The sequence below is a fragment of the Chitinophaga sp. genome (assembly GCF_019236475.1).
GTDB lineage: Bacteria > Bacteroidota > Bacteroidia > Chitinophagales > Chitinophagaceae > Chitinophaga.
Genome location: NZ_JAFAIX010000012.1, coordinates 1,390,327 through 1,413,965 on the forward strand (window position 1 = coordinate 1,390,327; position 23,639 = coordinate 1,413,965).

The following is a 23,639-nucleotide window of genomic DNA, read 5'->3' on the forward strand; positions in this document are numbered from 1 at the left end:
TTTCGCCAACCAAAATGTTGTCGGTTATGAAGATGACTGTCACCCTGTTGCTGGTCACCGTTATGCAGGTGAGTGCCAGCAGCTATGCGCAATCCGTGACGATGACTGCGCATAAGATGCCGCTAGAACGCGTGTTCAGCACTATTGGAAAACAAACCGGGTACGCCTTTTTTTGGGATCAGCAGGTGGTACGAAACCTGCAACCGGTAGATGTAACATTGCACAATGCAAGCTTGAACGAAGCACTGAAAATCTGTTTAGCTAATCAGCCATTGACATTCGAACTGGCTGAAACAGACAAATCTGTTTTTATTCGCACACGCGCTGCGGAGAGAAGAATCACGGAAGACCAACAGCAACTGATCACCATTACTGGTAGAGTTACGGACGATGGCAAAGAACCGCTTGCCGGTGTAACCGTAACGGTAAAAGGGACCGGCAAAGGCGCGGCTACCAGCGGCGATGGTACTTACTCTATTGCTAACGTAGATCCAAAAGCGGTACTGATCTTTAGCATGATGGGTTTTCAAACCCATGAAATGCAGGTGAATGGCCGCGCACAAATCAACATCACACTGGCGAAGAAGGTGCAAAACATGAACGAGGTAATGATCACTACTGGTATCTTCACGAGAAAGAAGGAATCCTTCACGGGTGATGCTGCTGTGTATTCCGGTGAACAACTGCGTACTGTAGGGAACCAGAACGTTATTCAGAGTCTCCGCTCCCTGGACCCGGCTTTTATCCTCATGGATAATAACCTGGCCGGAAGTAATCCGAATGTCATGCCTAATATGTCTATCCGTGGTAAAACCAGTATCATTGGTACGGTAGACAAATTTGCACGCGACCCCAACCAGCCACTCTTTATCATCGATGGATTCGAAAGCTCCATCGAAAATGTAATGGCCCTGGATATGAATAGGGTAGCGAATGTAACTATTTTGAAAGACGCCAGCTCCACCGCCATCTATGGTTCCAAAGGCGCCAACGGTGTAATTGTCATCGATACAAAATTACCTCGCGCAGGTAAAATGAACCTTTCCGCGGTATATGATAATACTTTCTATTTCGCAGATCTGCGCGATTACAATATGATGAACGCTGCGGAAAAACTGGAGTTCGAACGACTCACCAACGTGTACACACCGAAGGATGCCTCCAATACTTTGATGTGGAACTCCATGAATGAACGCTACAACAAGAACCTGAACAATGTACTCAGTGGTGTAAACACTTACTGGATGGGCTATCCAATTCGCCCTACTACATTGGCCAATAGCTACTCTCTACAAGCCGATGGAGGTGATACTAAGTTCAGATATGCCGTAGGCGGAAGATATTCCACTTTGCCAGGCGTCATGAAAGGATCCAATAGGAACACCGCTTCTGGCAACTTGGACCTGATCTACAGACCCGGTAAATTCTCCTTCACCAACAGAACCAGTTTGACCACTTTCACCGCAGATGAATCTCCCTACGGCAGCTTCAGCGACTGGGTGAAAGCAGTGCCCTACTATAAACCAACCAACGACAAATACCTGGATTATGGTATCAGTCCTTATGCGGGTGATACTATCCTGGTCTATAACCCCATCTATCAGTTGAATTTGCCTAAGATGGACAGAACCAGGAATGTGAATCTCCGTAATAATATCAGCGCTTATTATCAATTTAATGATCATCTCCGCATTGATGGTCGCGCTTCCATTACCTATAGTAATCAACAGCATGAAATCTATCAATCTCCTCAGATGAAGGATTTCGATAAAAAAGAAGCGTCCCAAAAAGGCTTATATAAGAATAGCACAGACCGTGGATTATCCTACGAGGCGTACTTACAGGCCAGCTACGGTAAGATGTGGCATAATATCCATGAGCTCAATTTAGTTCCAGGATTCAATGTGGCATCCAACAGCATTTCCTCTGACGGCTATTCTGCAACAGGATTCCCTGCTATCGATAAGATCTATCCAGGCTTTGCTTCTGGTTATCCTACTGCAGGCGTTCCGGACTATGCTAGGTCTGTGAATCGTTCTGCGAGCTTCTTTTTAAACGGCTACTACGGATATAAACGTCGGTATATGGTGGATGCGATTTATCGTAAAGATGGTTCTTCCATTTTTGGTAGTAGCGTCAACCACACCAATACCTGGACGCTCGGTCTTTCCTGGAACCTACATAATGAATCGTTTTTTAAAAATATTGGATGGGTGAATTTCCTGAAACTCCGCGGTAGCATTGGTAATCCGGGCAACCAGAATTTCAGTTCTTATAATTCCTTTACCACTATGGTATACAACCGTGGCGTAGTGAACTCATTCGGATTAGGTTCCAATGTATATTCATGGGGAAATTCAGACTTGGCTTGGCAGAAAACATTGATGAAAACATTAGGTGTGGATGCCAGATTGCTGGATGAACGCATTTCCATCAATGCCAACGTTTACAATAACCTCACAGACCCGATGATTATCAGTATCGATAATGCACCCTCCACTGGTTCTAGTAAGATCATGTACAACATCGGTAATTCCCGTGTGAAGGGCTACGATGTGGCAGTAAGCGCCACAGTATTGAATAATACGAAAGAACGTTTTTACGTACGTATCAGCGCTTCTACGAAGAAAGAAACGACTACCTATGGCGGCCTTGGTAATATCTTGGATCAGTTGAATAAATCCAATGCGGGACTGATCAATAGCAATAACAAGGATAACTATCACAGTTATGCTACTATTGCGCAAAACCTGGAAAGGTACATGGATGGCGGCCATCCGAACGACTTATGGGCCGTTCGTTCCATGGGTGTAGATCCTGGTACAGGAAAAGAATTATACCTAGATAAAAATGGTAACCTCACCTATACCTACGATGCAGTAAACGTGGTGAATGTGGGTAATAGCTATCCTAAAATGCAGGGAACTGTTGGTGTGGCGGTGCAGTACAAGGGTTTCGGCCTGAATACGATCATGCGCTATAAATGGAAGTCCTACCAGTTTAATAATGCCCTCTTCGGGAAAGTGGAAAACTTAACGCGTCAACAGGTGATGGGGGAAAACCTGGATAAACGGGCGCTTTACAACCGCTGGAAAACTACGGGCGATAAAGCGGAGTTTACCAATATTCCGGACTTTAGATACGGTGTTTCTACAAAAGATATCAGTATGTCGAGCCGCTTCATCCAGGAGGAAAGCAGCTTTGCTGGTGAATCTCTCTCCCTGTCTTATGATTTCTATGCTAATAAGTTCATTAAAAAAGTTGGACTGCAATCATTGTCCGTGTCTGCCTATATGAACGACTTTTTCTACTTATCCAACCTGCGCAGAGAAAGGGGAATTGATTATCCATATGCAAGATCCTGCTCCTTTAAAGTGATGGCTGCATTTTAAACATCTCAACTATTGCACATGAAGAAAGTTATTATATATTTTTCCTTACTGGCAGGCACTTTGCTAACAATGGCCTCCTGTAAGAAATACCTGGATGTAAGGCCGGAAGACAAGATTCTGAAAGACGAGGCCTTCTCCAAAGAATCCGGTTTCATGACGCAGCTCAACGGCGTTTATTTGAACATGTCTTCCTACGAAATGTATGGCGGTAAAATGCATATGGTAATTCCAGATGTATTAGGACAGCTCTATAACACCAATGGTAACTCGCCTTATAACAATATGTCGAGATACGCGTACACCGATGAAAAAACAAAGACATTCTTTGCGGATTACTGGTCTAATGCATACGGCAGTATTGCCAATCTAAACCTGATTTTGGATAATATTGATAAAGCAAAAAACGTCTTCACCAATAATAATTACAACTTGGTGAAAGGAGAAGCGTTGGCATTGCGTACTTTTCTACATTTCGATCTGATGCGGCTTTTCGGCCCTATCTACGCCTCCACCGATTCCTCTACGATGTCTATTCCTTATTACAGCTATCGTTCGCCAATGGCGCGGCCTTATCTCAAAGGCAATGACATGATGGATAGCTTGCAACGGGATATCACGCTGGCAGCTACTTTGCTGGCAAATGATCCGGTATTGAAATATGGCCCAGGAGGAGATAGTACTTCCAACTTTACCTCTTATCGTAAGTTTAGGATGAACTATTATGCGGTGAAAGCACTACAAGCAAGAATGTACTTGTATAGGCTGGATAAAGTCAATGCACTGGCGGCAGTACAAGATGTATTGAATGCACCGGCCGCTTATTTCCCTTTCAATACAGGTGGTTCTATTCCTGGAGATCCAGTGCTGTCGCAGGATTGCCTGTTTATGTTGGAGAATTATAAATTGGAAGATAGCTATAACAAACTGTTTGCGACTACACTGTTTGAATGGAATATATTGATGCCAAGAACAGATGCATTGACCAGTCTCTTTAATCAGAGCGCAGACGTACGCATTTCTCCTTACCGTTGGAATCTGCCGTCAGACGGATCTAGAACGGAAAAGGTATTTTATAAGTATTCTCCAATTATCACCAGCCAGGGTAATAAAAATGTGCGTATCCCTATTATGCGAGCGGCTGAATGTTATTTGATTGCAGCAGAAGCGGCGGCAGACAGACCTACCCAATTGCAATATCTCAATAAATTGAAAGCAGCCCGTGGTGCAGATCTGATCGTGTCTACCAATGATTTCACTGGAGAAATTACTAAAGAATATCGCCGTGAATTTTATGGAGAAGGCCAGATGTTCTTTTATTATAAACGCATCAATGCGGCGAATATCCAAGATGGCACTGCCGCTACAGGCACGGTGATAGCCATGGGGAAAGCCAAATTTGTAGTGCCCCTTCCTGATGCAGAACGCCAGATACATTTACCTAATCCTTGATGTAACATGAAAAAATTAGCTCTCTTTATATCGCTGATAACAGGCGTCCTGTTATATTCCTGCAAGAAATCAGGACTGATGCAATTCAATGCTCGTAGTAATGTATACTTTCCATTATCACCGGATAAGTATTCGGCGGGTGTTGCAGATGAGAAAGGTACCGTCTCCTATTCGGACTTCTCTAATTCCGCAAAGGATACAGTAGCGGTGGATACGCTGGTTACCAACTTTGGTTTCTTCGGCAATGCGCCAAAAGAAATGTATGTGTTAGTAAATGTGGCTGTTATGGGAGACACGAGCGCCTCCGACCGGAAAGTAAACCTGACGCTTGACCCATCGAGTACGGTACCAACAGGTATCGTTAGTTTTGATCCTGCCACTTGTATCATCCGTCATGGTAGATCTTCTGCGAATATCCCTATGAAGATTCTCCGCGATCCTTCCTTGGCGACAAATAAATACTTTATTACACTCAATCTAGGCGTTACCGAACAGTTGAATACGGACTACAAAGGTGAGGTGGTAAATACAACGCCAAAGAAAATCAAAACCTGTCTGCAACGTACTTACTCCATTACAGACAATATCCCTCAACCTACCTGGTGGGTGGGTAGTAATAGTATTGGAAATTATTATTTCGAGGAGTATTCCCCCACCAAAATGCGTTTCCTCACAGAAAACTTGTTGATTCCTTTGTCTTTCTTGTTGCAGAATCAGCCTAATCTTTCCATTGTTGGTAGCTATAGCCAAGCCTATAATTGCGGACTTGCCAGAGCGAGAAAGGCAGGCACTCCTATCATGGATGTTAGCTTGACTACTGGTCTTACTTTCCCAATGAAAGCCTCTATGGCAGGTGGTACTTTGTGTGATTAATCAAAAATAAACAACATGAATCGCTTTATAAATATACTCTCTACCTTGTTGCTGTTGGCTGGTTTTATCCTCGGTGGCTGCTATAAGGATTTGGGGAATTATCAATATGCTCCGGTGAATGAATTGCGCATAGATACCTTCCCTTACGGAATGACTGTATTCCAGTATGATACGATCCGCCTTACACCGAAAGTAACGGCTACAATAGATAAAGTTGCCACAGACGATACCGCTAGATTTGGCTATCGCTGGGTACTCGGTACGCCAGACAGTAGCGCTACTGGCACGGAATATCAACAGTTGGCAACTACCTTCAACCTGAATGCGAAAGTAGTGGTAGGTGCCGGCGTTTATGGTCTCTATTTCGAAATAAAAGACAAGCAAACCAAACAGGTGTTCATGCGTCATATGAACAAGGTAACGGTGGCTTCCAGTACTTATGAAGGCTGGTTAGTATTGAGCGATATCAGTGGAAATGCTAGATTGGATATGATCAATTATGTCAATGGCAAATCTATGTTTACTTCAGATATTCTCAGTGGCTCTCCTGACCTGCCAAAACCATTAAAAGGACCTAGGAAAATCTGTTACTATCCAACGAGTAACTATAATACCATTCCTTCGCCTGCATGGGTAGATGCGAAAGGTAATCAAATGGCGGGTGGTAAAGAATATATTTATCTCTCCACAGACCAGGGCTCTTGGAAATTACGCAGCGATGCCTTGATCACACAATGGGCCTGGAATACCTGGAAGGAATTCCTGATACCGCCGGCAGACAGTGCCTCCTTCTCTCCTGGGTTTATAGGCGCCGGGGAAATCCCAGCTAATGTGAACTATATTCATGTCTATGATGGAAAAGGAAACTTCTATCAACGAGGTCCGCTGAATTACTTCGTTACGGCAAAAGCGAATCACATGGCTGGTGGAGATGATTTCCGTGCAGCGCCATTTATTGGTAGAGCATATTCCAGTGCAGCAAATGATTATGCCGCCATGTTTGATATGGATCTGAAACGCTTTGTACGACTGGCTTCTAGCGGTGTATGCGTGGCTTTAACTAATCCTGCCAATCCATTATTTGATTTCAATAATGTAGGTATGGATCTTGTTTGGATGAAAACAATGTCTACGTTGCTGAATACCTACGCTATTATGAAAGATCCTGCTGGTGATATGTGGTTGCTGGTATTTGATGTGAGAAGTACTGTTACCCAGAATGTGAAAATGAAACTGGATTTCCCGGACATTAAAAACGCGAAGTACTTTACCATCGATAAAAACTATGGCACCCTGTATTATGCGACAGACAGTAAAGTATACGCGGTGCATAAAGATTATGCAGGCTGCTATTTATTGCTGGATGTGGGTGCTAGGAAAATCAGTTGGATAGATCAGCATACGTTCACCAACTACGCTAAAAGATATAACGGCGATCCTGCGTCAGGTACCAATACTACCAACCTGGAGCCTTTTATGGCCAACTGGCTGGGTGTTGCTACCTATAATCCTGCAGATCCAGATCATAGTGGAAAACTGAATTTCTATTTCTCGAAGTCATTCCAAACAGAACAGGCCGTGTTGGTGCCTAAAGATGAGTACAGCGGCTTTGGTAAAATTGTCAGCGTGACTTACAGAGAAAGAGCACAATAATTAATCCCTGAAACCCTATTATTCCTATACCATTGATAGTGAACCCCAAAACGTACGGCTGCTTCAACGAAGCAGCCGTTTCTTCTTAAAAACTATTCTTCAGGTAAAGGGACAAATGGGGCAGATATATGCGACAAAGAAATGGGAATTATTGTAATTGTAGCACTATCTAGCCCAAAATGGCATTTACGTGTTAGGCTTGATTAATGGGTGGCGGCTTAAGAAAGCCTTCCGCATCTTCGCCGGCATGAACCGCTGCAATCAATGCTGTCATCAGTTGTTCTAATCGCATCAGCGTCTCCATATGTGTGATAACTGGCTCATTATTAATCTTTGTTTTCACCGCAGGAATCACCAACTGCATCTCTTCACTGATCCGCGACTCTATCATTAGTAAGGTGCCTAACAAAGATTTATGTTCATGATAACCGGAAGTACCTGCTGTTATTAATGCTACTGGTTTTTTGGAAAACTCCATGCTGGAAACTGTCCAGTCAATCGCATTTTTAAGTGTTCCTGGTACGCCTATGGCATATTCTGGTGTACAAATCAAGACTGCATCCGCCGCCCGGATCTGTGCCCTGAAATCCGTAACAGGAGCCGGTGCATGTTCAATGTCCATATCCAGGTCCGGATTGAAATGTGGTAGTTCTGTAAGACCTTCAAAAATATCAATGGCGACTCTTTCTTTATATAATGTTGCCAACGCTTTGATCAACAAATGATTGGATGATTGTTTCCGGGTACTGCCTGAGATGGCTAGTATCTTAATGGGAGCAGACATAGTGTAAATTTTCACACCGAAGATAAGTTAAAGCGCACCGTAAACCATATGCTGCAGATTTTGTCCCAGTCCGAAGAAATCTTCCGGCAGATGCTCCTGTGTCAGCAAAATACCGATGATCTTTTGGGCTGGATCTACCCAATAATGCGTGTTGAAAGCACCACACCAATAGAATGATCCTACACTAATAGGCAGCATATGTTTATTACGTGGACTAATAACGGCCACGCCTAAACCGAATTGAAAGGCATCGTTATTGGCATTACCCATTAACTGATTGCTGGTGAATAATGCAATCGTAGCAGGGCTCAAGAAATGATGTCCATTTGCAGTACCGCCTTCTTGTAACATCAGCAGGAAGCGGGCATAATCTGCCGCAGTAGAGGAGAGTCCGCCGCCACCAGAGAAAAATGTAGCCTCGTCAAGTGGGTACATAGGATCGGTGGATTCAAAAATCGGGTGCGTGATTTTTTGCAGTCCATGACCCCCTTTTTCCTGAAGCGTAACCAGGCGGTCAGCTTTAGCTTTTGGCAGATGGAAATAAGTATCTTTCATACCTAACGGTTTGAATATACGTTCTTGAAAGAATTGCTCCAATGATTGCCCGCTCCAGATTTCCACTAAGTATCCTAATACATCCACGTTCAGGCCATAGGTGAACGTTTCCCCAGGTTGATGTGCCAATGGAGCGGCAGCCACTTTGTCAATGAACGCTTTCAAACTACCGTGTGTACCTATACCCACCGTGAGTCCGGCTTTGGCAAAAATCGCCTGGATGCGCGGGTCATTAGAAATGGCGCCGTATTCAATCCCGGAAGTATGCGTCATAATATCACGAATAGTAATAGGACGAGCGAGGGGCTTGGTCGTATAGCTGCTATCCGCTTCATTAAACGTATTTAGTACAGTTGTTTTGGCAAATGCAGGTATGTATTTAGACACGGGTTCGTCCAACCGGAAACGTCCCTCTTCCAACAGCATCAGGGCTGCCACACTCGTAACCGCTTTGGTAAAGGATGCTATACGGTAGATATTATCATTACGCATAGGTTTTCTAGTGGCCACGTCTGCATAACCGAAAGATTTATTATAAATTGGTTGACCATCTTTCAACACTAAAATGGTGGTACCAGTAATCTCACCGGATGACATTTTTCTGGCAACAAATTGGTCTATCTTTGTAGCCATATTAATGACAGCATCCGGATTAACCTGTGCTGTAGCGGTATAACTGGCACCTGCAAGGAGCAGGCTAGTAATTATCGTTTTCATTGCGTATTGTTTTTTAAATTTGTATTGCAAAGATAAAACCCAATAACCCGCAAATCCAATACTGCAGCGGATTGTGAGGAACTAACAATAGTGTAAGTATGGCAAGAATAAAGAAAAACTCCACCAACAATATCAATAAGGAAAAGATCATGGCTACCTGTACGGAAACATATGCCATGGATATGATTGGTGCCAGATGGAAACTCGCAGTGTTCTACCATCTAAAAACAGGACCACTGCGTTTTAGCGTACTAAAAGAGAAAATAGGAGATGTGTCTGACCGTATGCTGACACTGCATCTCCGGGAAATGGAAGAAGATGGACTCCTTATCCGTAACGTATATCCGGAAGTGCCGGTAAGAGTGGAGTATACCCTCACCAGCAGTGCGATGGAATTACAGCCAGTATGGGATTTCCTCCGTGCCTGGGGCCGCAGACACCAAAATATCATGAATGGCGTAGAGCCGGCACCGTTAGATATGACGATTGCTTATAAGCAACCGCTGGCATCATGATAACAATGGTACTGAATATTACTTCTTAACTGGAGGGTGTGTTTTTATGCGCATCAATGCCGCCATCACTATAAACCCATACATAACCCCACCCAGTATGGTGGCTAAATAATCCAATCCTTTGCAGGCAATGTAATGGTAATGCTCATTTACCAGCAGTATTAGGAAGGAAATTAAAGCGGTCCCTCCCCAGAAAATTAAAGTGGAACGGGAAGTAGCGGTCTGCTTACGTTTTCTTTTTATCGGTATTTTAAAAAAGTAATAAAACAGAATAATCAATCCGGCAACGGAAGTGAGAATCTGCATCCAATACCAGGCTGGCATCTTGCCCCAATTACCCTGTAAGGAAGGGCTAAGCATTACAAAAAAGCCTGCCTGATGAGTAAATGCATCCAACAACAAATGTGTGGCAATACCCAACAGCACTGATTTGAGGACTACCTTATAATGTCGAGTGAAATATCGATGCCAGTTGAAATACTGATAGCGTTGGAGCCGTGCTGCTGCAAAGGGCGGCGCATACTTCATTACCGGATATCTCCACCAGTGATGCCAGGCATAAGCCAATAAGAGCGCCAGGGGGATATCATACAGGAATATACCAAGTAAATGATGGCCATCATCCGCATAGGGATTAAGCCGGAAAAAATACAGGAAATCCGGTACCATACTGCCAATAATCAGGCCGCTAAGGGATAAGGACCGGCGGTCAGTCCGGTAAAAAGGCGAGGCAACGGCGGCATGTGATATCGTAAACGGCATTGATCGTATATTAAAAATTGCGATTGTAAAAATCGTCCATCAATTCCAGCAATTTATCCAATTATTTCTAGGTTATAACACCTAATTTTATGGAATCATTTTAAAACGAAGAAATCATGACTACCTGGAAAATTGATGACGCACACAGTGAAATAGGCTTTAAAGTTAAGCACCTGATGATTACAAACGTTAGCGGATATTTTACCCGCTTCACAGGCGAAGTTAAGACAGAAAGCGAGGATTTTCACGACGCTACTATTACTTTCGAAGCAGAAGCAAACAGTATCGATACCGCCAATAAACAACGTGACGAACACTTAAGAAATGGAGAGTTCTTCGATGCTACGCAGTTTCCTAAAATCAGCTTCGTGTCTAAAAAAGTGAAAAAAATAGACGGCGACCAATACAAACTGCAAGGTGAGCTGACCATTAAGGATCAAACCCACCCAATTGAACTGGAAGTAGAACACTTTGGCGTAACCACAGATCCTTGGGGTCAAACTAAAGCAGGATTTGCCCTGAAAGGACGCCTGCACCGTGCTGATTATGGCCTTCGTTGGAATGCTACTACTGAAGCTGGTGGTATCGTTCTCAGTGATGAGGTAAAACTGAACATGGAAGTACAGTTGGTAAAGGCGTAGAATGCGCTGCCTTCTCCTTATCTTTGGCGAATGAAATTTGAACAGTACAATATTTCGTCCGAAATAAAGGAAAGCTTAGCAGAATTGGGATTCAAACGCCCTACAGATATACAATTTAAGGCCATACCATCCATCCTTAAAGGGGATGATGTAATGGCTATCGCTCAGACAGGAACCGGCAAAACAGCCGCTTTTGCCATTCCTGTCTTGCATCGCCTGCAACAGCAGGACCATAAATACGACAAACGCCGTTACGAGGTGAAATGCCTGGTAATGGTGCCTACCCGGGAACTGGCTATCCAGATCGCCGAAGTATTTCAGAAAATAGCACAATACACAGACCTGCGTATCCTCGCCCTGGTAGGGGGAATGGATCAAGATCCCCAAATCAAATTCCTGGAAAAAGGCGTGGATGTCCTCATTGCCACCCCTGGTCGAATGTTCGATCAGCTCAACCAGGGCCATATTGATCTCCGTAGCGTTCAAACCCTCATCCTTGATGAAGCCGATCATATGCTGGATCTGGGTTTCATCCGGGATATCCGTGATGTGATCAAACATATCCCCCGCAATCACCAAACATTATTCTTCTCCGCTACCCTCGATAAAGATATCAAGGACCTGGCCTATTCCGTAGTGAATAATCCTATCCGTATCCAGATTTCTCCACAAGACCCGGTTTCCAAAAATGTGACGCACTCCGTTGCCTACGTAGAAATGGATGACAAACGTTTCTTCCTGGAAAGACTGGTAAAGGAATTCGCAGAAAGCAAAATCTTGGTATTTGTTCGTACGAAAGTGCGTGCAGAACGCGTAGTGGCGGCTATGGCAAGAGTGGGCATCGAAGCCCTGGCCATGCATGGCGGTAAAGAGCAAGACGATAGATTATCCGTCATGGAAGAATTTAAAACCGGGAAGGTAAAAGTACTGGTGACTACAGATGTAAACGCACGTGGTATCGATATCCCGAACGTAGATTATGTAGTGAACTATGATCTGCCGGATGTTCCTGAAAACTACGTCCACCGTGTAGGTAGAACCGGCCGTGGTGTACAGAAAGGAAAGGCCGTAGCCTTCTGCAGTGAGGAAGAAAAACCATTGCTCGCAGAAATCCAGCAATTTATAGGAAAGGATATTACCGAGATGAAAATCAATAAAGACGATTATCGCGAAACAATCAGCTTCTCCGAAGATATCCCGAATGATAACTGGCAACTCTTGCTGGATCAGCATAACAAGGAAATGGAAGAGCAGAAAAAGAAGAAGAAAAAGAAAAAATAAGCATATAAATAAATCAACTGTCGTCCCTGCCCATCGGGCAAGAGACGTAAAAAAACAGGTTGTAGGCAAAACGCTTCTACCTATTGTCGCTGGCCAGCGTACAGGCGACGAAAAAAAAGGTTGTAGGCAAAACGCTTCTACCTATTGTCCCTAGCCAGTGTACAGGCGACGAAAAAATAAAAATTAGGTTGTAAGGAAAAATGCTTCTTCCTGTCGTCCCTGCCCAGCGGGCAGGGACGAAAAAAAATATAAAAAAAATGGATTGACGTCGCAGACGTCAATCCATTTTTTTTATTGATACAACTCTTTTTTACGTATGAAAAAGCAATAGCTTATTGTTTAACTACTTCTGCATTTACCAGAATATCTACATTAGCCCCTACTGCATAAGTACCACTTGGCAATTTGTCTGCATATTTCAAACCAAAGTCAAATCTATTGATAGTAGCTTTACCTGTAAAACCAGCTCTTCTTAAACCCCAAGGATCTTTAATTACACCGTTGAAGCTAACGTCAAAGGTTACACGTTTTGTAGTGTTGCGGATAGTTACATCAGCAATCATCACATATTTGTTACCAAGTAATTTCTTAAAAGAGATACTTTTTACAGTAATGGTTGGATATTCACCTGCATTGAAGAAATCATCAGTTTTCAGGTGACCATCGCGCTGCGCAATGCCTGTGTTGATGCTGTTTACATCAGCAGTGAAATCCACTTTTGCATTCTGGAAATTGGTGCTGTCAGCAGTTTCTACAGTACCTGTGAATTTGTCGAATTTACCTTGTACGAAGTTGATACCAAGATGGTTTACACTAAATCCGATAGTAGTGTGTGCAGGATCTGCAGCCCATTTAACCTGTGCAAAAGAAGTAACACCAGCGAGCAGTAAAGATGCGGTGAATAAGAGAACCTTTTTCATGTAATTTTATTTATTCTTAAAAATGTGTGTACTGATTATTTTTTAGAGATAGCGCGATCCACAGACCAACGGCCTGCACCAGCAATTAATAATGATACCGTAATAGCCAGTACCAGCAGATGGTACTCAAATCCTTCACCAGCCTGTTTTCCATACCAGTTCATGAAGAAGCCATTAGCTTTATGTATGTTCATCGCAACAATCATAATGACTGTCAGTAGTCCTGCCCAAATACGGGTAGTGAATCCAAATAATATCAATAATGAACCAATTGACTCTGTGATAATCACTAGGAAGGCCAGGATAGCAGGCGTACCGCCTTTTGTAAAGAAATCCATTGTGCCACTGAATCCGTAACCGCCGAACCAGCCTAATAATTTCTGTGCACCGTGTGGAAACATCACTAAGGCTACGACTACTCTTATAATAAAGGATACAATGTTGTTGTCTGTTTGAAATAATAATCTTTTAAGCATTTTGTAGATTTTTAGGTAAGTGGTCTATACTATTATTGTATATACAAGTGTTATGGTAAAAAATTTTTAACCTCTGAGCTTATCCAGCAATATATTGAGCTGATGGGCTTCTTCCGAAGTCAAGTGACGGGTGATTGCTTTATTGTTTTTCTCCATAATTGGATCCAGTTCAGCCAATAGTTGAATGCCTTTTTCCGTTATTTCGATTTCCACCTTTCTACGGTTCTGTTCACATTGCACGCGGGTCAGCAGCCCTTTCTGGCGCAGCTTTTCCACAAGGCGAGTAGCATTACTCATCTTATCCATCATCCGCTCCTGGATATCAGAAAGATTCAATGGATTCGGCTTGCTTCCACGCAAAATGCGCAACACATTGTATTGTTGAGAAGATATATCATACTTCTTCAGTGCATGCAATATGCTCACCTCCACCCAACCGGACGTAAATACGATATTCAGCATCACGCGCTGAAACTCGTCCTTAAATTTCGATTGCTTCAATTCATCTTCCAGTTTCATAAATACAAATACAATTGTTGTATAGACAACAAAGGTAAATGTATTTTTCATCTCTCCAAAAAAATAATTCAAAAATTTCTGCCAACCTACTGACATAAGGTTGTCATCTACCGGTTATTACTTTGTATTAACAAAACAAAATCAATATGTTACATGCCGCTTCTTCCCTCTTTACAAACACTGTCGTAAACCATGTTCTTGTAGGTATTATGCAGGAACAAGTGAATTATAATCTTTGGGCGAATACCCAAATCATCAATTTCCTGCGTACAAAACCGGAGGAATTAATGGAAAAAGAAGTGGCCTCCAGTTATGCAGGCATAAAGGCTACATTATTACATATTTGGGATTGCCAGGATTGGTGGCTGATTAATATGAAGAATGGACCGGCATCAGCAGCCCGCGATATTCCTGCTGCCTCCGCCACTGTAACGGAGGTAATGGAAGGCCTCCTGGCACATTCCCGCGAAATGGTGAACTACATTGAACAAATGACGGAAGAAGGATTAAATGAAACCTGCCTGGTGGCCATCCCTTTTACGGGCGATTACCTGATTCCCCGCTTCCAAATGCTGCAGCAGGTAACTATGCATAGCGTTTATCATCGGGGACAAGTGGTAACCATTGGCCGCCAGTTAGGTTTCACAGATGCACCCAATACAGACTATATGTACTATATGCTGCTGGGCAGAAATAAATAATTAACTGTTGTATCCTGCGTCGATGGTCTGTGCCGTACCGGTAATGAAACTACTTTCTGGTCCTGCAAGAAAGGATACGAGAGACGCGATCTCCGTGGTTTTGCCATAGCGCCCCAATGCTGTGTAAGAGGCTATGGTAGGTGCGTGGGAGCTATCAGCAGGATTCATTTCAGTATCAATTGGTCCGGGTTGTACCAGATTGGCGGTAATACCTTTACTTCCCAGGTCCCTCGCCAGTCCTTTATTGAGGCCTATCAGCGCAGACTTACTCATGGAGTACAAGGTGCCGCCAGGCGACACTACTCGGTCGGCCATATTACTACCTATGGTTATAATTCTACCACCAGCCTGCATATGCTTGGCTGCTGCCTGAGACGCTACAAACACAGCTTTGGTGTTAACGGCCATCATCAGGTCATAATCTTCCAAGGTGTAATCTTCCAACATTTTATATTGGTACATACCGGCATTATTCACCAGGATGTCTATGCGGCCAAATTGTTGCACAGTGGTTTCCACTGCCTGCAAAATATCTTCCACTACTGCATTATCCGCTTGCAATGCCAGCGCCTTCCTACCATGACGAACCACGCGGGCAATTACTTCGTCCGCTCGTTCTTTACTTTTAGAATAAGTGAATACCACATCGGCTCCCTCTTCGGCCAATCTTTCTACAATCGCGGCGCCCATTCCTCGGCTACCACCTGTTACTAATGCTACTTTATTTTCCAGTCGTTTCATAAAATTTGATTTTGACAGGACAAAACTAGTAGCTCCCGTACTCCGAAAGAAGAACGGCAACAATTGTTAATTACTAACCAGAATGTTAGAATTGAGCAGGGCAGTGGTTTCCAGGAATCATTACAGATATCTTTCTTTCAATATCTGCATATGGTGTATCTGGTGTCCGATGATGGTGAAGCCCATGGCAATCACACTGATTTCATATTTCCAGGAGATGCCAGTACGCAACAGTACGGCTTCTGAAAATCCATTGAACATGGCTTCTGTGGCTTTGCGGGTATACTTCATTTCCTCTACCAAACTCTCCAGGGTACGTATTTTTGAGAGTCCATTGGCAACAAACTTGTCTTGGTCGAATCCGGCGAGAGGCCCTTTGTCATTACGTGCGAATGACATGGCTCTGTATACAAATACTCTTTCCGTATCGATCATATGCAGGAAAACATCCTTGATGGTCCATTTACCGGGAGCATAGGTCCAATCGCCCCTTGGTTCATATCTGGCTACATCAAAATTCTCCAGATCTTTGTAAGCCAAGGCAAAGGCATCTTCTAATTCCAAATCCGGAACCTGATTGATATAGCGGTCAAAATAGGTAGGGGTAGGAAAAATCGCTGCTTTCTTCATAATAGAAAATTCATGGATTGAAATTACTTATTTGCTGACTAAGCTCGTTGTTAGCTTGTATTTTTTTTGTCCAGCTCATCACTTCGGGTAGGTTAACCGTTTTTACACTAAAATCATTATCAACATTGTAAACGGCCTCTGTGCCTGGCTTCAATGTAACAGTAGTTCGTTGGTCCGTTACTGTTACTGAGCCCCTTACGAGTATCGTTCTGACATGCTCCCGATCATAGGAGTTGATAAGGAAATCTGCTCCACTAGCGGTAATATCCGTTACTGGCGTATGTACGGTGAGTAACGTGGTATCCCCAGGTACCAGCCTGAAATAGGCTTCCCCATCTATGAAAAGCTGTTTACTACGTCCTGCATTTACGAATTTAAAGCGGATGGTGGTTTTACCGTTCATCAAAACTTTTGTCCCATCCGCCAATACAAGCGTATACATCTTCCTTTCTGGAACCTGTAAAGTGTTCCAGGAGGTAACTCCCGCTCCTTTTGGCGAATAAGTAATGCCTTTGGCAGAAATATAAATGGTGGCGTCGGGTGATTGGAGAATCTGGTGATTACCGGATATATCCACTACTTCACCGTTGGCGAGCGTAAGTTGTATTTTCTTTTCAACAGGGACAGCAGTTGGCGCTATGATTGCTCCTGGCTTTTGCGCCCACCACCCGATGGCGCCCACAACGGCCAGTATGCATATAATCGTTATCCACACTGCCGGTGTTGCGGCTTGTTTAGGGTGTGGTCTCATACACAGTATTTACAGGTTCGGTACCAGGCAATGCTATTATTGCCTTATGAAAAGTACAAATTGCCAGCAACCTTTCCAACTGGAGTTGAAGGAAGTTTGTTAGCATCCTGTTAAATCTGTAATACCCCCACCAGGTGATGTGCGCTAATGATTACCCAACAACGGCTGCCTTAGCCTGTTTGCCGGCATAGATGTAATTAATACCAAGTACACCAATGCAAATAAATAATCCGAAGAACTCCCTGGTTTCTTCTATCCAGGGCTTTGTGGCCTTCATGGTCTGCGCAATATTTTCTGCCTGATGTTGTGTCACCCAGTCGATCACACCATCCTTGGCGACAAAAAGATAACCAGCATAAACGGCATACACGGCTATCCCCACGAGATAAAGTTTCCTGTAAAATTGTTTACGCGCTGCATAATAACACATGGCAGCAGCATAGAGATAAATAGGCATCCATACATAAGGATCTGGGTCGTTGTATTGCAAACCCGCAAAAATGATGAACAACACAACAAAGATGATGTTGAAAACTCGCATGAGATAATGATTGTGCACTAAACATACAATTTAAACAACGTTTTTTACAGGAAATCACCACAATTGCGAAATGAAATCGGGCTGCTTAAGAATTATTTTAAAAAAATGTTAAACTGATACTTGTTTGAGTTAAAATATATTTATAATTTAGTTCCGAAGAACTTATAAAATTCCACGTGAGAACCAAAATCTGGTGTTTAGAAAGAAATTTGAAACGATAGCGCACACTTCTCACATTTTTTTAATTAACTCATTGTTTTTCCTTAATCATTAAAAAACACACTTGTTTTTTTTATGAGCTGAATTAGTGTTGGCGCAAGTATGCTATGTTAACGCTTGCTGCCCGTTTGTTACGCAGTTATATCTAGCTGTTATCTAACTCTATTGTCTAATGCTTACAGGTACCGCAGACTCACCTGTACAGTACGGGAAAGCTATTGCCCCGTTATGACTACCAAACCATAGATGGATAACACGAAAATATAAATGACAGGTACTCTATTTATTCATCTTTCTTAAACGTCACCCTTAAACCACGTTATGAAAAAACATTTTTACCAGGCACTCGCCGTCCTATGCGGCTTATTGCTGTTGCTGCTGGGTACTAACGTGTACGCACAAACGAAAATCACGGGGAAGGTAACTGATAAAGCATCGGGAAATCCCCTCCCCGGAGTAACAATTGTTATAAAAGGTACCAATCGCGGTACCGCAACAGATCCCAACGGAACTTTTTCTATTCAGGCAAAACCAGGCGATGTACTGGTAGCCTCATTTGTAGGCTTCGACCCTAAAGAAGCTACTGTAGGAAACGGGCCTGTATCCATCACCCTCTCAGAAAAAGTAGGTTCACTCGAAGAAGTAGTGGTAACCGGTTATGCCAGCCAGAAAAAGAAAGACCTGACAGGCGCTATATCGGTAGTGAAAGTGGATAACCTTACCAAACAGCCTACTGCTCAGATCTCCAGTCAACTGCAAGGACAAGTATCAGGTATCACCGTGCTTGGTTCCGGCCAGCCTGGTGAGGAACCGAAAGTGCAAGTGCGCGGTGTAAATACATTCGGTAATAATACACCGTTGTATATCGTAGATGGAGTACCTATTAAAAGTTTGGTAGATCTCAATCCAAACGATGTGGCCACTATGCAGGTACTGAAAGATGCTGGCGCAGCTTCTATCTATGGTGCCCGCGCTGCCAACGGTGTAATTATCATCACCACCAAAAGAGGCACCGGCAAAGTAAAAGTATCTTATGATGCTTACTATGGCCGCCAAGTTCCGAAAGGCGGAAATGTTTATAATACGGCAACGCCACTGGAACAGGGATACCTGGCCTGGGCTGCTATGAAAAATACAAACCTCCGCAATCCGCCGGATCAACAGATTCCTATTGCGGATGCACAATACGGTAGCGGCCCTGTGCCTGTCGTTCCTGATTATATCGCTCCTTCCGGTGTAATGAATGGCGATCCTGCTGCAGACCCTAGCAAATACTATGTAAATCCGTTTTATACTGACCCTAATGAGGTGGGTAATTTCTATCGCATTTCAAAAGCGAATAAAGCAGGTACGGATTGGTTCCATGAAATATTCAAACCTGCTCCAATTACCAGCCACAACGTATCTGTTGCCGGTGGCGGAGATATAGGTAACTATTTCTTCTCTTTCTATTACTTCAATCAGCAAGGTACGCTTACAAATACCTACAATAAAAGATATGCTGTTCGCGCTAACACTAACTTTAATGTAACTGATCATATCAGAGTAGGAGAAAACATGGAGTATTCCGTGATCAGCAATCCACAAATAGGTGCATTGACAGAAGGTAGTGGTATCGGTATGGCTTTCCGTGAGATGCCGATCATTCCAGTATATGATATCAAAGGAAACTACGCTGGTAGCGGTTCTAAAGGCCTGGGTAACTCCCGTAATCCTGTTGCGATCCAGGATAGATTTGGCTCTACCAAAACTTTAGCCAATCGTCTCCTCGGTAACGTTTACGCGGAAGCAGACATCTTGAAACTCTTCACATTAAGAACTACGTTTGGTGGTGAAATCTATTCTTTCGATAATCACAGCTTCACGTATCCGGAATATGAAAATGCGGAGAATAACTCTAAAAACTCTTATGCTGATAATACCGGCAACGGTTATGACTGGACCTGGACCAACACACTGTCTTTTCATAAAAACTGGCATAACACGCATGACTTAAAAGTCTTGCTGGGTACAGAGGCTTACCAGGATATCAGCAGAACCGCAGGTGGTACCACCAACGGTTATTTCATCTTCGATCCAAACTTTACGAATCTTTCTACTGGTACCAGTACACCTACTAACTACAGTGGCTATGGTGAAAACAGTCTGTGGTCAACCTTTGCACGCGTCGATTACGCTTACCGCGATAAATACCTGCTCGGCGCTTTGATTCGCCGCGATGGTTCCTCTAGGTTCGGTTCCAATAACAGGTACGGTAACTTTCCAGCGGTAAGTGCCGCCTGGCGTATATCGCAGGAATCCTTCATGAAAGGTCTCACCTGGATTTCCGACCTGAAAATCCGCGGTGGATACGGTGTGATGGGTAACCAGATCAACGTGGACCCAGCCAACGTTTTCAATGCTTTCAGCTTCAATAAAGCCTCTTCTTTCTATCCATTAACAGGTGGCGATCTCTATACTGGTTACAATCAGTTCCGTATCGGTAACCCAAATGCTAAATGGGAAAGTAATATCAACTCCAATATCGGTATCGATGCAACATTGCTGAAAGGACACCTAGAAATAACAGCAGATTATTATCAGAAAGTGGTGAAAGACCTGCTCTATAATCCTGAACTGGCGGGCGTTTACGGCGGTGCTACCGTGCCTTACTCCAACGTGGCCAAAATGAAAAACAATGGTCTGGACCTCTCTATCAATGGTAATACCATGCTGTCAAAAGGCCTGAAACTGGATGTAACCGGTACCTTCACTACTTATCATAACGTGATTCTCGCGGTATCCAATGGTGCGGATTATTTTGACTCTGATCAACGCCGCTTCGGTAGCCCTATCATTCGTAACATGGTAGGCCACTCTATCAGCGAATTCTATGGCTATAAAATCATCGGCTTCTGGAATTCAGATGCTGAAGTGAAAGCAGCCAATGATGCAGCGAAAAAAATATATCCTGATCTGGACCAATACCAGAAAGATATGGCCCGCGGCCGTTACAGATATGCGGATATCAATGGCGATGGTAAAGTGGATGCGTCAGACAGAACTTTCCTCGGTTCTCCTATCCCTAAATTCAGCTATGGTCTGAATATAGGACTGAGCTACAAAAACTTCGACTTCAGTATGTTCCTCTATGGTGTGTATGGCAATAAAATCTGGAATCAGGTAAGCTGGTGGACTGACTTCTACGGTTCTTTCGCAGGTGCTAAAAGTAAAGCGGCCCTGTACGATTCCTGGACAGAAGATAATCACAACGCCAAATTACCGGTACAGGAAACCAAATCATACGCCAGCACAGCAAGCGAGCCTAACTCTTATTTCGTACAAAACGGTTCTTACCTGCGTGCGAAAAACATGTTACTCGGATATACGCTGCCATCTACTTCTCTTCGCCAGTTGGGTATCACCAAGTTCAGAGTATATGTGCAGGCGGCTAACGTATTTACGATTACAAAATACAAGGGCGTAGATCCTGAAATCACTGGTACTACTACTTCATTCGGTATCGATGAAGGCGCTTACCCAAGTCAGCGTCAATATCTCCTGGGTGTAAATGTGACATTCTGATAGTATTATTCAACCAGCAAAATTGAAAGAGATGAAAATATTTAAATATTCAGGTATAGCTTTATTACTGGCAGGAGCCATGCTGTCTTCCTGTTCAAAAAACTTCCTGGACAAGCCTTCGTATGGTGCATTGACTGAAAATGATATGGCTACAAAGGCAGGTATAAAAGTGATGCTCATCGGTGCTTATGCTGCTTTGGACGGACAAGCTCCTGGCAATAATGCCCTTGGTGGCAGCGGCTCCGGTTGGATGGCGTCTCCTACGAACTGGGTGTATGGAAGCGTGGCCGGTGGCGATGCCCATAAAGGTTCTGAAAGCACTGACCAATCAGATATTAATACGATTGCTATCGGACAGGAGTCCAGCACGAATACTTTTATCAACGCTAAATGGAAAGCAGTATATGAAGGTGTTACCCGTTGTAATATCACACTGCGGCTGCTGCGTCAGACAAAAGATATGACGGCTGATGAGAAAAAACAGGTAGAAGCAGAATGTCGTTTTCTCCGTGGCCACTATTATTTTGAGCTGAAGAAAATGTTCAATAATGTACCATTGATTACAGATACGACTACGGATGTAATGCAACCAAATACAGTGAACATCTGGCCTTTCATTGAGGCTGATTTCACTTTCGCTATGAATACATTGCCTGAAACGCAAACGGAAGTTGGTCGTGCTAATAAATGGGCTGCTCAAATCTACCTGGCTAAAACCCTTCTCTACGAGAAACAATATCCACAGGCATATACCTTGTTTCAAGGAGCTATCAATGCGGGCGTAACTTCTAATGGGAAGAAATACGCACTGGTGCCAAACTTTGAAGATAATTTTGATGCTTCTAAAAAGAATGGCCCTGAATCTGTATTCGCTGTACAGATGACTGCCAATGATGGTACAGGTTCTATCTCAAACGCAAATGCGGGCGATATGCTGAACTATCCTTATAACAGTCCTTTTGGCTGCTGTGGCTTCTTCCAGCCTACACAAGACCTGGTAAACTCTTATCGTACTGATTCTATTAGTGGCCTGCCTTACATCGATAACTATAACGATCCTGGCAATGTGGTGAAGAATGATATGAAAGTAGCTGCTGATGCTGCTTTTACACCAGATGCTGGTTACCTGGACCCGCGCCTCGACTGGACAGTAGGTCGTCGTGGACTTCCTTATCACGATTGGGGCCTGCATCCTGGGGCTAAATGGGTACGTGATCAGAATAGTGGCGGTCCTTATGCGGGTAAGAAAATGATTTTCTGGCAGTATAATCAGAATTTGTATAGAGACAACAACTCCTGGGCCCCAGGATCTGCCATCAACGTAGTGTTGATTCGCTTTGCGGATGTATTACTGATGGCGGCAGAATGTGCGGTGGAAACTGGTGATCTGGCTGGAGCGGAAGCTTACGTAAACCAGGTGAGAGGACGTATTGCTGATAATCCAGCATCATGGCTACATAAATATGTGGTAGACACGCTTCCATTGAAAGGGTTTAGCACTACAGATTTGGCTGCTAAGTACAAAATCAGCAGGTATCCTGATAGCTATTTCGCCTCTCAAGATCAGGCCAGGAAAATCGTTTACTTCGAACGTAAACTGGAACTGGCCACCGAAGGTCACCGCTATTTCGATATCGCCCGCTGGGGTCAGGCAGGCGCGGATATGATGAATAAATTCTATCAATACGAGAACACTATTACGACGGATCTTGTAGGCGGTATCTATAAGGTTAAACGAAATGAGTATTTCCCGATACCACAACGGCAGATTGATCTTTCTATTAAGAATGGAAAATCGGTTCTAACGCAAAACTCGGGATACTAAATAAACGCAAAACGTTCCTACTTGCATTATTGATTTCCTGCCGTCGTCCCTGCCCATCGGGCAAGAACGATGAAAAAGGAGACGGTGTATCAAAAGTGCATTATTGATTTCCTGCTTGTCGTCCCTTTCT

The 23,639-nt window shown here is 43.6% G+C and carries 20 protein-coding genes; 10 read left to right on the plus strand and 10 right to left on the minus strand.

The window, feature by feature from the left end:
- Positions 1-26: 26 nt before the first annotated feature.
- The 4 genes from JO154_RS21970 to JO154_RS21985 are packed head-to-tail and all read left to right on the plus strand — an operon-like array spanning position 27 to position 7,367.
- Positions 27-3,392, plus strand: coding sequence for a SusC/RagA family TonB-linked outer membrane protein (locus tag JO154_RS21970; RefSeq protein ID WP_291949647.1), 3,366 nt, complete (start codon positions 27-29; stop codon positions 3,390-3,392).
- A gap of 18 nt (positions 3,393-3,410) precedes the next feature.
- A complete protein-coding gene (locus tag JO154_RS21975) occupies positions 3,411-4,841 on the plus strand; it encodes a RagB/SusD family nutrient uptake outer membrane protein (protein ID WP_291949650.1) in 1,431 nt (476 codons plus the stop codon).
- 6 nt (positions 4,842-4,847) lie between these two features.
- Entirely contained in the window at positions 4,848-5,714 is an 867-nt protein-coding gene (locus JO154_RS21980) for a DUF4843 domain-containing protein (RefSeq protein ID WP_291949653.1), read from the plus strand.
- Positions 5,715-5,729: 15 nt separating this feature from the next.
- The gene (locus JO154_RS21985) at positions 5,730-7,367 is read left to right on the plus strand and encodes a PKD-like family lipoprotein (protein WP_291949655.1); all 1,638 of its coding nucleotides are present in this window, start codon (positions 5,730-5,732) and stop codon (positions 7,365-7,367) included.
- Between the two features lie 193 nt (positions 7,368-7,560).
- On the opposite strand, the gene JO154_RS21990 is transcribed toward JO154_RS21985, so the two are convergent.
- Together JO154_RS21990 and JO154_RS21995 are read right to left on the minus strand one after the other, a co-directional pair.
- Positions 7,561-8,151: an NADPH-dependent FMN reductase gene (locus JO154_RS21990; RefSeq protein ID WP_291949658.1), complete on the minus strand. Its 591-nt coding sequence runs from the start codon at positions 8,149-8,151 to the stop codon at positions 7,561-7,563.
- Positions 8,152-8,178: 27 nt separating this feature from the next.
- On the minus strand, positions 8,179-9,423 hold the full coding sequence (locus tag JO154_RS21995) for a serine hydrolase (RefSeq protein ID WP_291949661.1): 1,245 nt from the start codon (positions 9,421-9,423) through the stop codon (positions 8,179-8,181).
- Between the two features lie 98 nt (positions 9,424-9,521).
- On the opposite strand from JO154_RS21995, the gene JO154_RS22000 reads away from it, so the two are divergent.
- Entirely contained in the window at positions 9,522-9,938 is a 417-nt protein-coding gene (locus tag JO154_RS22000) for a helix-turn-helix domain-containing protein (RefSeq protein ID WP_291949664.1), read from the plus strand.
- 18 nt (positions 9,939-9,956) lie between these two features.
- Here JO154_RS22000 and JO154_RS22005 read toward each other — a convergent pair whose 3' ends face one another.
- Positions 9,957-10,700 carry a DUF4184 family protein gene (locus JO154_RS22005; protein WP_291949666.1) on the minus strand — a complete coding sequence of 248 codons (744 nt, stop codon included), beginning with the start codon at positions 10,698-10,700 and terminating at the stop codon, positions 9,957-9,959.
- Positions 10,701-10,816: 116 nt separating this feature from the next.
- Here JO154_RS22005 and JO154_RS22010 point away from each other — a divergent pair, with 116 nt between their 5' ends.
- Positions 10,817-11,341 carry a YceI family protein gene (locus JO154_RS22010; RefSeq protein ID WP_291949669.1) on the plus strand — a complete coding sequence of 175 codons (525 nt, stop codon included), beginning with the start codon at positions 10,817-10,819 and terminating at the stop codon, positions 11,339-11,341.
- Positions 11,342-11,371: 30 nt separating this feature from the next.
- Positions 11,372-12,622, plus strand: a complete 1,251-nt coding sequence (locus JO154_RS22015; RefSeq protein WP_291949673.1) for a DEAD/DEAH box helicase — start codon at positions 11,372-11,374, stop codon at positions 12,620-12,622.
- A 332-nt stretch (positions 12,623-12,954) separates the two neighbouring features.
- On the opposite strand, the gene JO154_RS22020 is transcribed toward JO154_RS22015, so the two are convergent.
- The 3 genes from JO154_RS22020 to JO154_RS22030 all read right to left on the minus strand — a co-directional run bounded on the left by JO154_RS22020 (position 12,955) and on the right by JO154_RS22030 (position 14,588).
- Positions 12,955-13,542, minus strand: a complete 588-nt coding sequence (locus JO154_RS22020) for a YceI family protein (RefSeq protein ID WP_291949676.1) — start codon at positions 13,540-13,542, stop codon at positions 12,955-12,957.
- A gap of 35 nt (positions 13,543-13,577) precedes the next feature.
- On the minus strand, positions 13,578-14,018 hold the full coding sequence (locus JO154_RS22025) for a DoxX family protein (protein ID WP_291949679.1): 441 nt from the start codon (positions 14,016-14,018) through the stop codon (positions 13,578-13,580).
- 66 nt (positions 14,019-14,084) lie between these two features.
- A complete protein-coding gene (locus JO154_RS22030) occupies positions 14,085-14,588 on the minus strand; it encodes a MarR family transcriptional regulator (protein WP_291949682.1) in 504 nt (167 codons plus the stop codon).
- Positions 14,589-14,683: 95 nt separating this feature from the next.
- Here JO154_RS22030 and JO154_RS22035 point away from each other — a divergent pair, with 95 nt between their 5' ends.
- A complete protein-coding gene (locus JO154_RS22035) occupies positions 14,684-15,238 on the plus strand; it encodes a DinB family protein (protein WP_291949685.1) in 555 nt (184 codons plus the stop codon).
- Here the strand turns inward: JO154_RS22035 and JO154_RS22040 are convergent, their stop codons facing one another.
- The 4 genes from JO154_RS22040 to JO154_RS22055 form a co-directional block, all read right to left on the minus strand.
- Entirely contained in the window at positions 15,239-15,979 is a 741-nt protein-coding gene (locus tag JO154_RS22040) for a 3-oxoacyl-ACP reductase family protein (protein WP_291949690.1), read from the minus strand. It lies immediately after the preceding gene.
- Positions 15,980-16,099: 120 nt separating this feature from the next.
- A complete protein-coding gene (locus tag JO154_RS22045) occupies positions 16,100-16,609 on the minus strand; it encodes a DinB family protein (protein ID WP_291949693.1) in 510 nt (169 codons plus the stop codon).
- A gap of 10 nt (positions 16,610-16,619) precedes the next feature.
- The gene (locus JO154_RS22050) at positions 16,620-17,360 is read right to left on the minus strand and encodes a FecR family protein (protein ID WP_291949696.1); all 741 of its coding nucleotides are present in this window, start codon (positions 17,358-17,360) and stop codon (positions 16,620-16,622) included.
- Between the two features lie 151 nt (positions 17,361-17,511).
- Positions 17,512-17,901: a transmembrane 220 family protein gene (locus JO154_RS22055; protein WP_291949699.1), complete on the minus strand. Its 390-nt coding sequence runs from the start codon at positions 17,899-17,901 to the stop codon at positions 17,512-17,514.
- A 540-nt stretch (positions 17,902-18,441) separates the two neighbouring features.
- Between JO154_RS22055 and JO154_RS22060 the strand changes: the two genes are divergently transcribed.
- Positions 18,442-21,684: a TonB-dependent receptor gene (locus tag JO154_RS22060; RefSeq protein WP_291949702.1), complete on the plus strand. Its 3,243-nt coding sequence runs from the start codon at positions 18,442-18,444 to the stop codon at positions 21,682-21,684.
- A gap of 31 nt (positions 21,685-21,715) precedes the next feature.
- Positions 21,716-23,509, plus strand: coding sequence for a RagB/SusD family nutrient uptake outer membrane protein (locus JO154_RS22065; protein WP_291949706.1), 1,794 nt, complete (start codon positions 21,716-21,718; stop codon positions 23,507-23,509).
- Positions 23,510-23,639 lie beyond the last annotated feature (130 nt).

Excerpts from the sequence above, each read along its gene's own strand:
- JO154_RS21970 (WP_291949647.1), top strand. The coding sequence starts at position 27 with ATGAAGATGACTGTCACCCTGTTGCTGGTCACCGTTATGCAGGTGAGT.
- JO154_RS21975 (WP_291949650.1), top strand. The coding sequence starts at position 3,411 with ATGAAGAAAGTTATTATATATTTTTCCTTACTGGCAGGCACTTTGCTA.
- JO154_RS21980 (WP_291949653.1), top strand. The coding sequence starts at position 4,848 with ATGAAAAAATTAGCTCTCTTTATATCGCTGATAACAGGCGTCCTGTTA.
- JO154_RS21985 (WP_291949655.1), top strand. The coding sequence starts at position 5,730 with ATGAATCGCTTTATAAATATACTCTCTACCTTGTTGCTGTTGGCTGGT.
- JO154_RS21990 (WP_291949658.1), bottom strand. The coding sequence starts at position 8,151 with ATGTCTGCTCCCATTAAGATACTAGCCATCTCAGGCAGTACCCGGAAA.
- JO154_RS21995 (WP_291949661.1), bottom strand. The coding sequence starts at position 9,423 with ATGAAAACGATAATTACTAGCCTGCTCCTTGCAGGTGCCAGTTATACC.
- JO154_RS22000 (WP_291949664.1), top strand. The coding sequence starts at position 9,522 with ATGGCAAGAATAAAGAAAAACTCCACCAACAATATCAATAAGGAAAAG.
- JO154_RS22005 (WP_291949666.1), bottom strand. The coding sequence starts at position 10,700 with ATGCCGTTTACGATATCACATGCCGCCGTTGCCTCGCCTTTTTACCGG.
- JO154_RS22010 (WP_291949669.1), top strand. The coding sequence starts at position 10,817 with ATGACTACCTGGAAAATTGATGACGCACACAGTGAAATAGGCTTTAAA.
- JO154_RS22015 (WP_291949673.1), top strand. The coding sequence starts at position 11,372 with ATGAAATTTGAACAGTACAATATTTCGTCCGAAATAAAGGAAAGCTTA.
- JO154_RS22020 (WP_291949676.1), bottom strand. The coding sequence starts at position 13,542 with ATGAAAAAGGTTCTCTTATTCACCGCATCTTTACTGCTCGCTGGTGTT.
- JO154_RS22025 (WP_291949679.1), bottom strand. The coding sequence starts at position 14,018 with ATGCTTAAAAGATTATTATTTCAAACAGACAACAACATTGTATCCTTT.
- JO154_RS22030 (WP_291949682.1), bottom strand. The coding sequence starts at position 14,588 with ATGAAAAATACATTTACCTTTGTTGTCTATACAACAATTGTATTTGTA.
- JO154_RS22035 (WP_291949685.1), top strand. The coding sequence starts at position 14,684 with ATGTTACATGCCGCTTCTTCCCTCTTTACAAACACTGTCGTAAACCAT.
- JO154_RS22040 (WP_291949690.1), bottom strand. The coding sequence starts at position 15,979 with ATGAAACGACTGGAAAATAAAGTAGCATTAGTAACAGGTGGTAGCCGA.
- JO154_RS22045 (WP_291949693.1), bottom strand. The coding sequence starts at position 16,609 with ATGAAGAAAGCAGCGATTTTTCCTACCCCTACCTATTTTGACCGCTAT.
- JO154_RS22050 (WP_291949696.1), bottom strand. The coding sequence starts at position 17,360 with ATGAGACCACACCCTAAACAAGCCGCAACACCGGCAGTGTGGATAACG.
- JO154_RS22055 (WP_291949699.1), bottom strand. The coding sequence starts at position 17,901 with ATGCGAGTTTTCAACATCATCTTTGTTGTGTTGTTCATCATTTTTGCG.
- JO154_RS22060 (WP_291949702.1), top strand. The coding sequence starts at position 18,442 with ATGAAAAAACATTTTTACCAGGCACTCGCCGTCCTATGCGGCTTATTG.
- JO154_RS22065 (WP_291949706.1), top strand. The coding sequence starts at position 21,716 with ATGAAAATATTTAAATATTCAGGTATAGCTTTATTACTGGCAGGAGCC.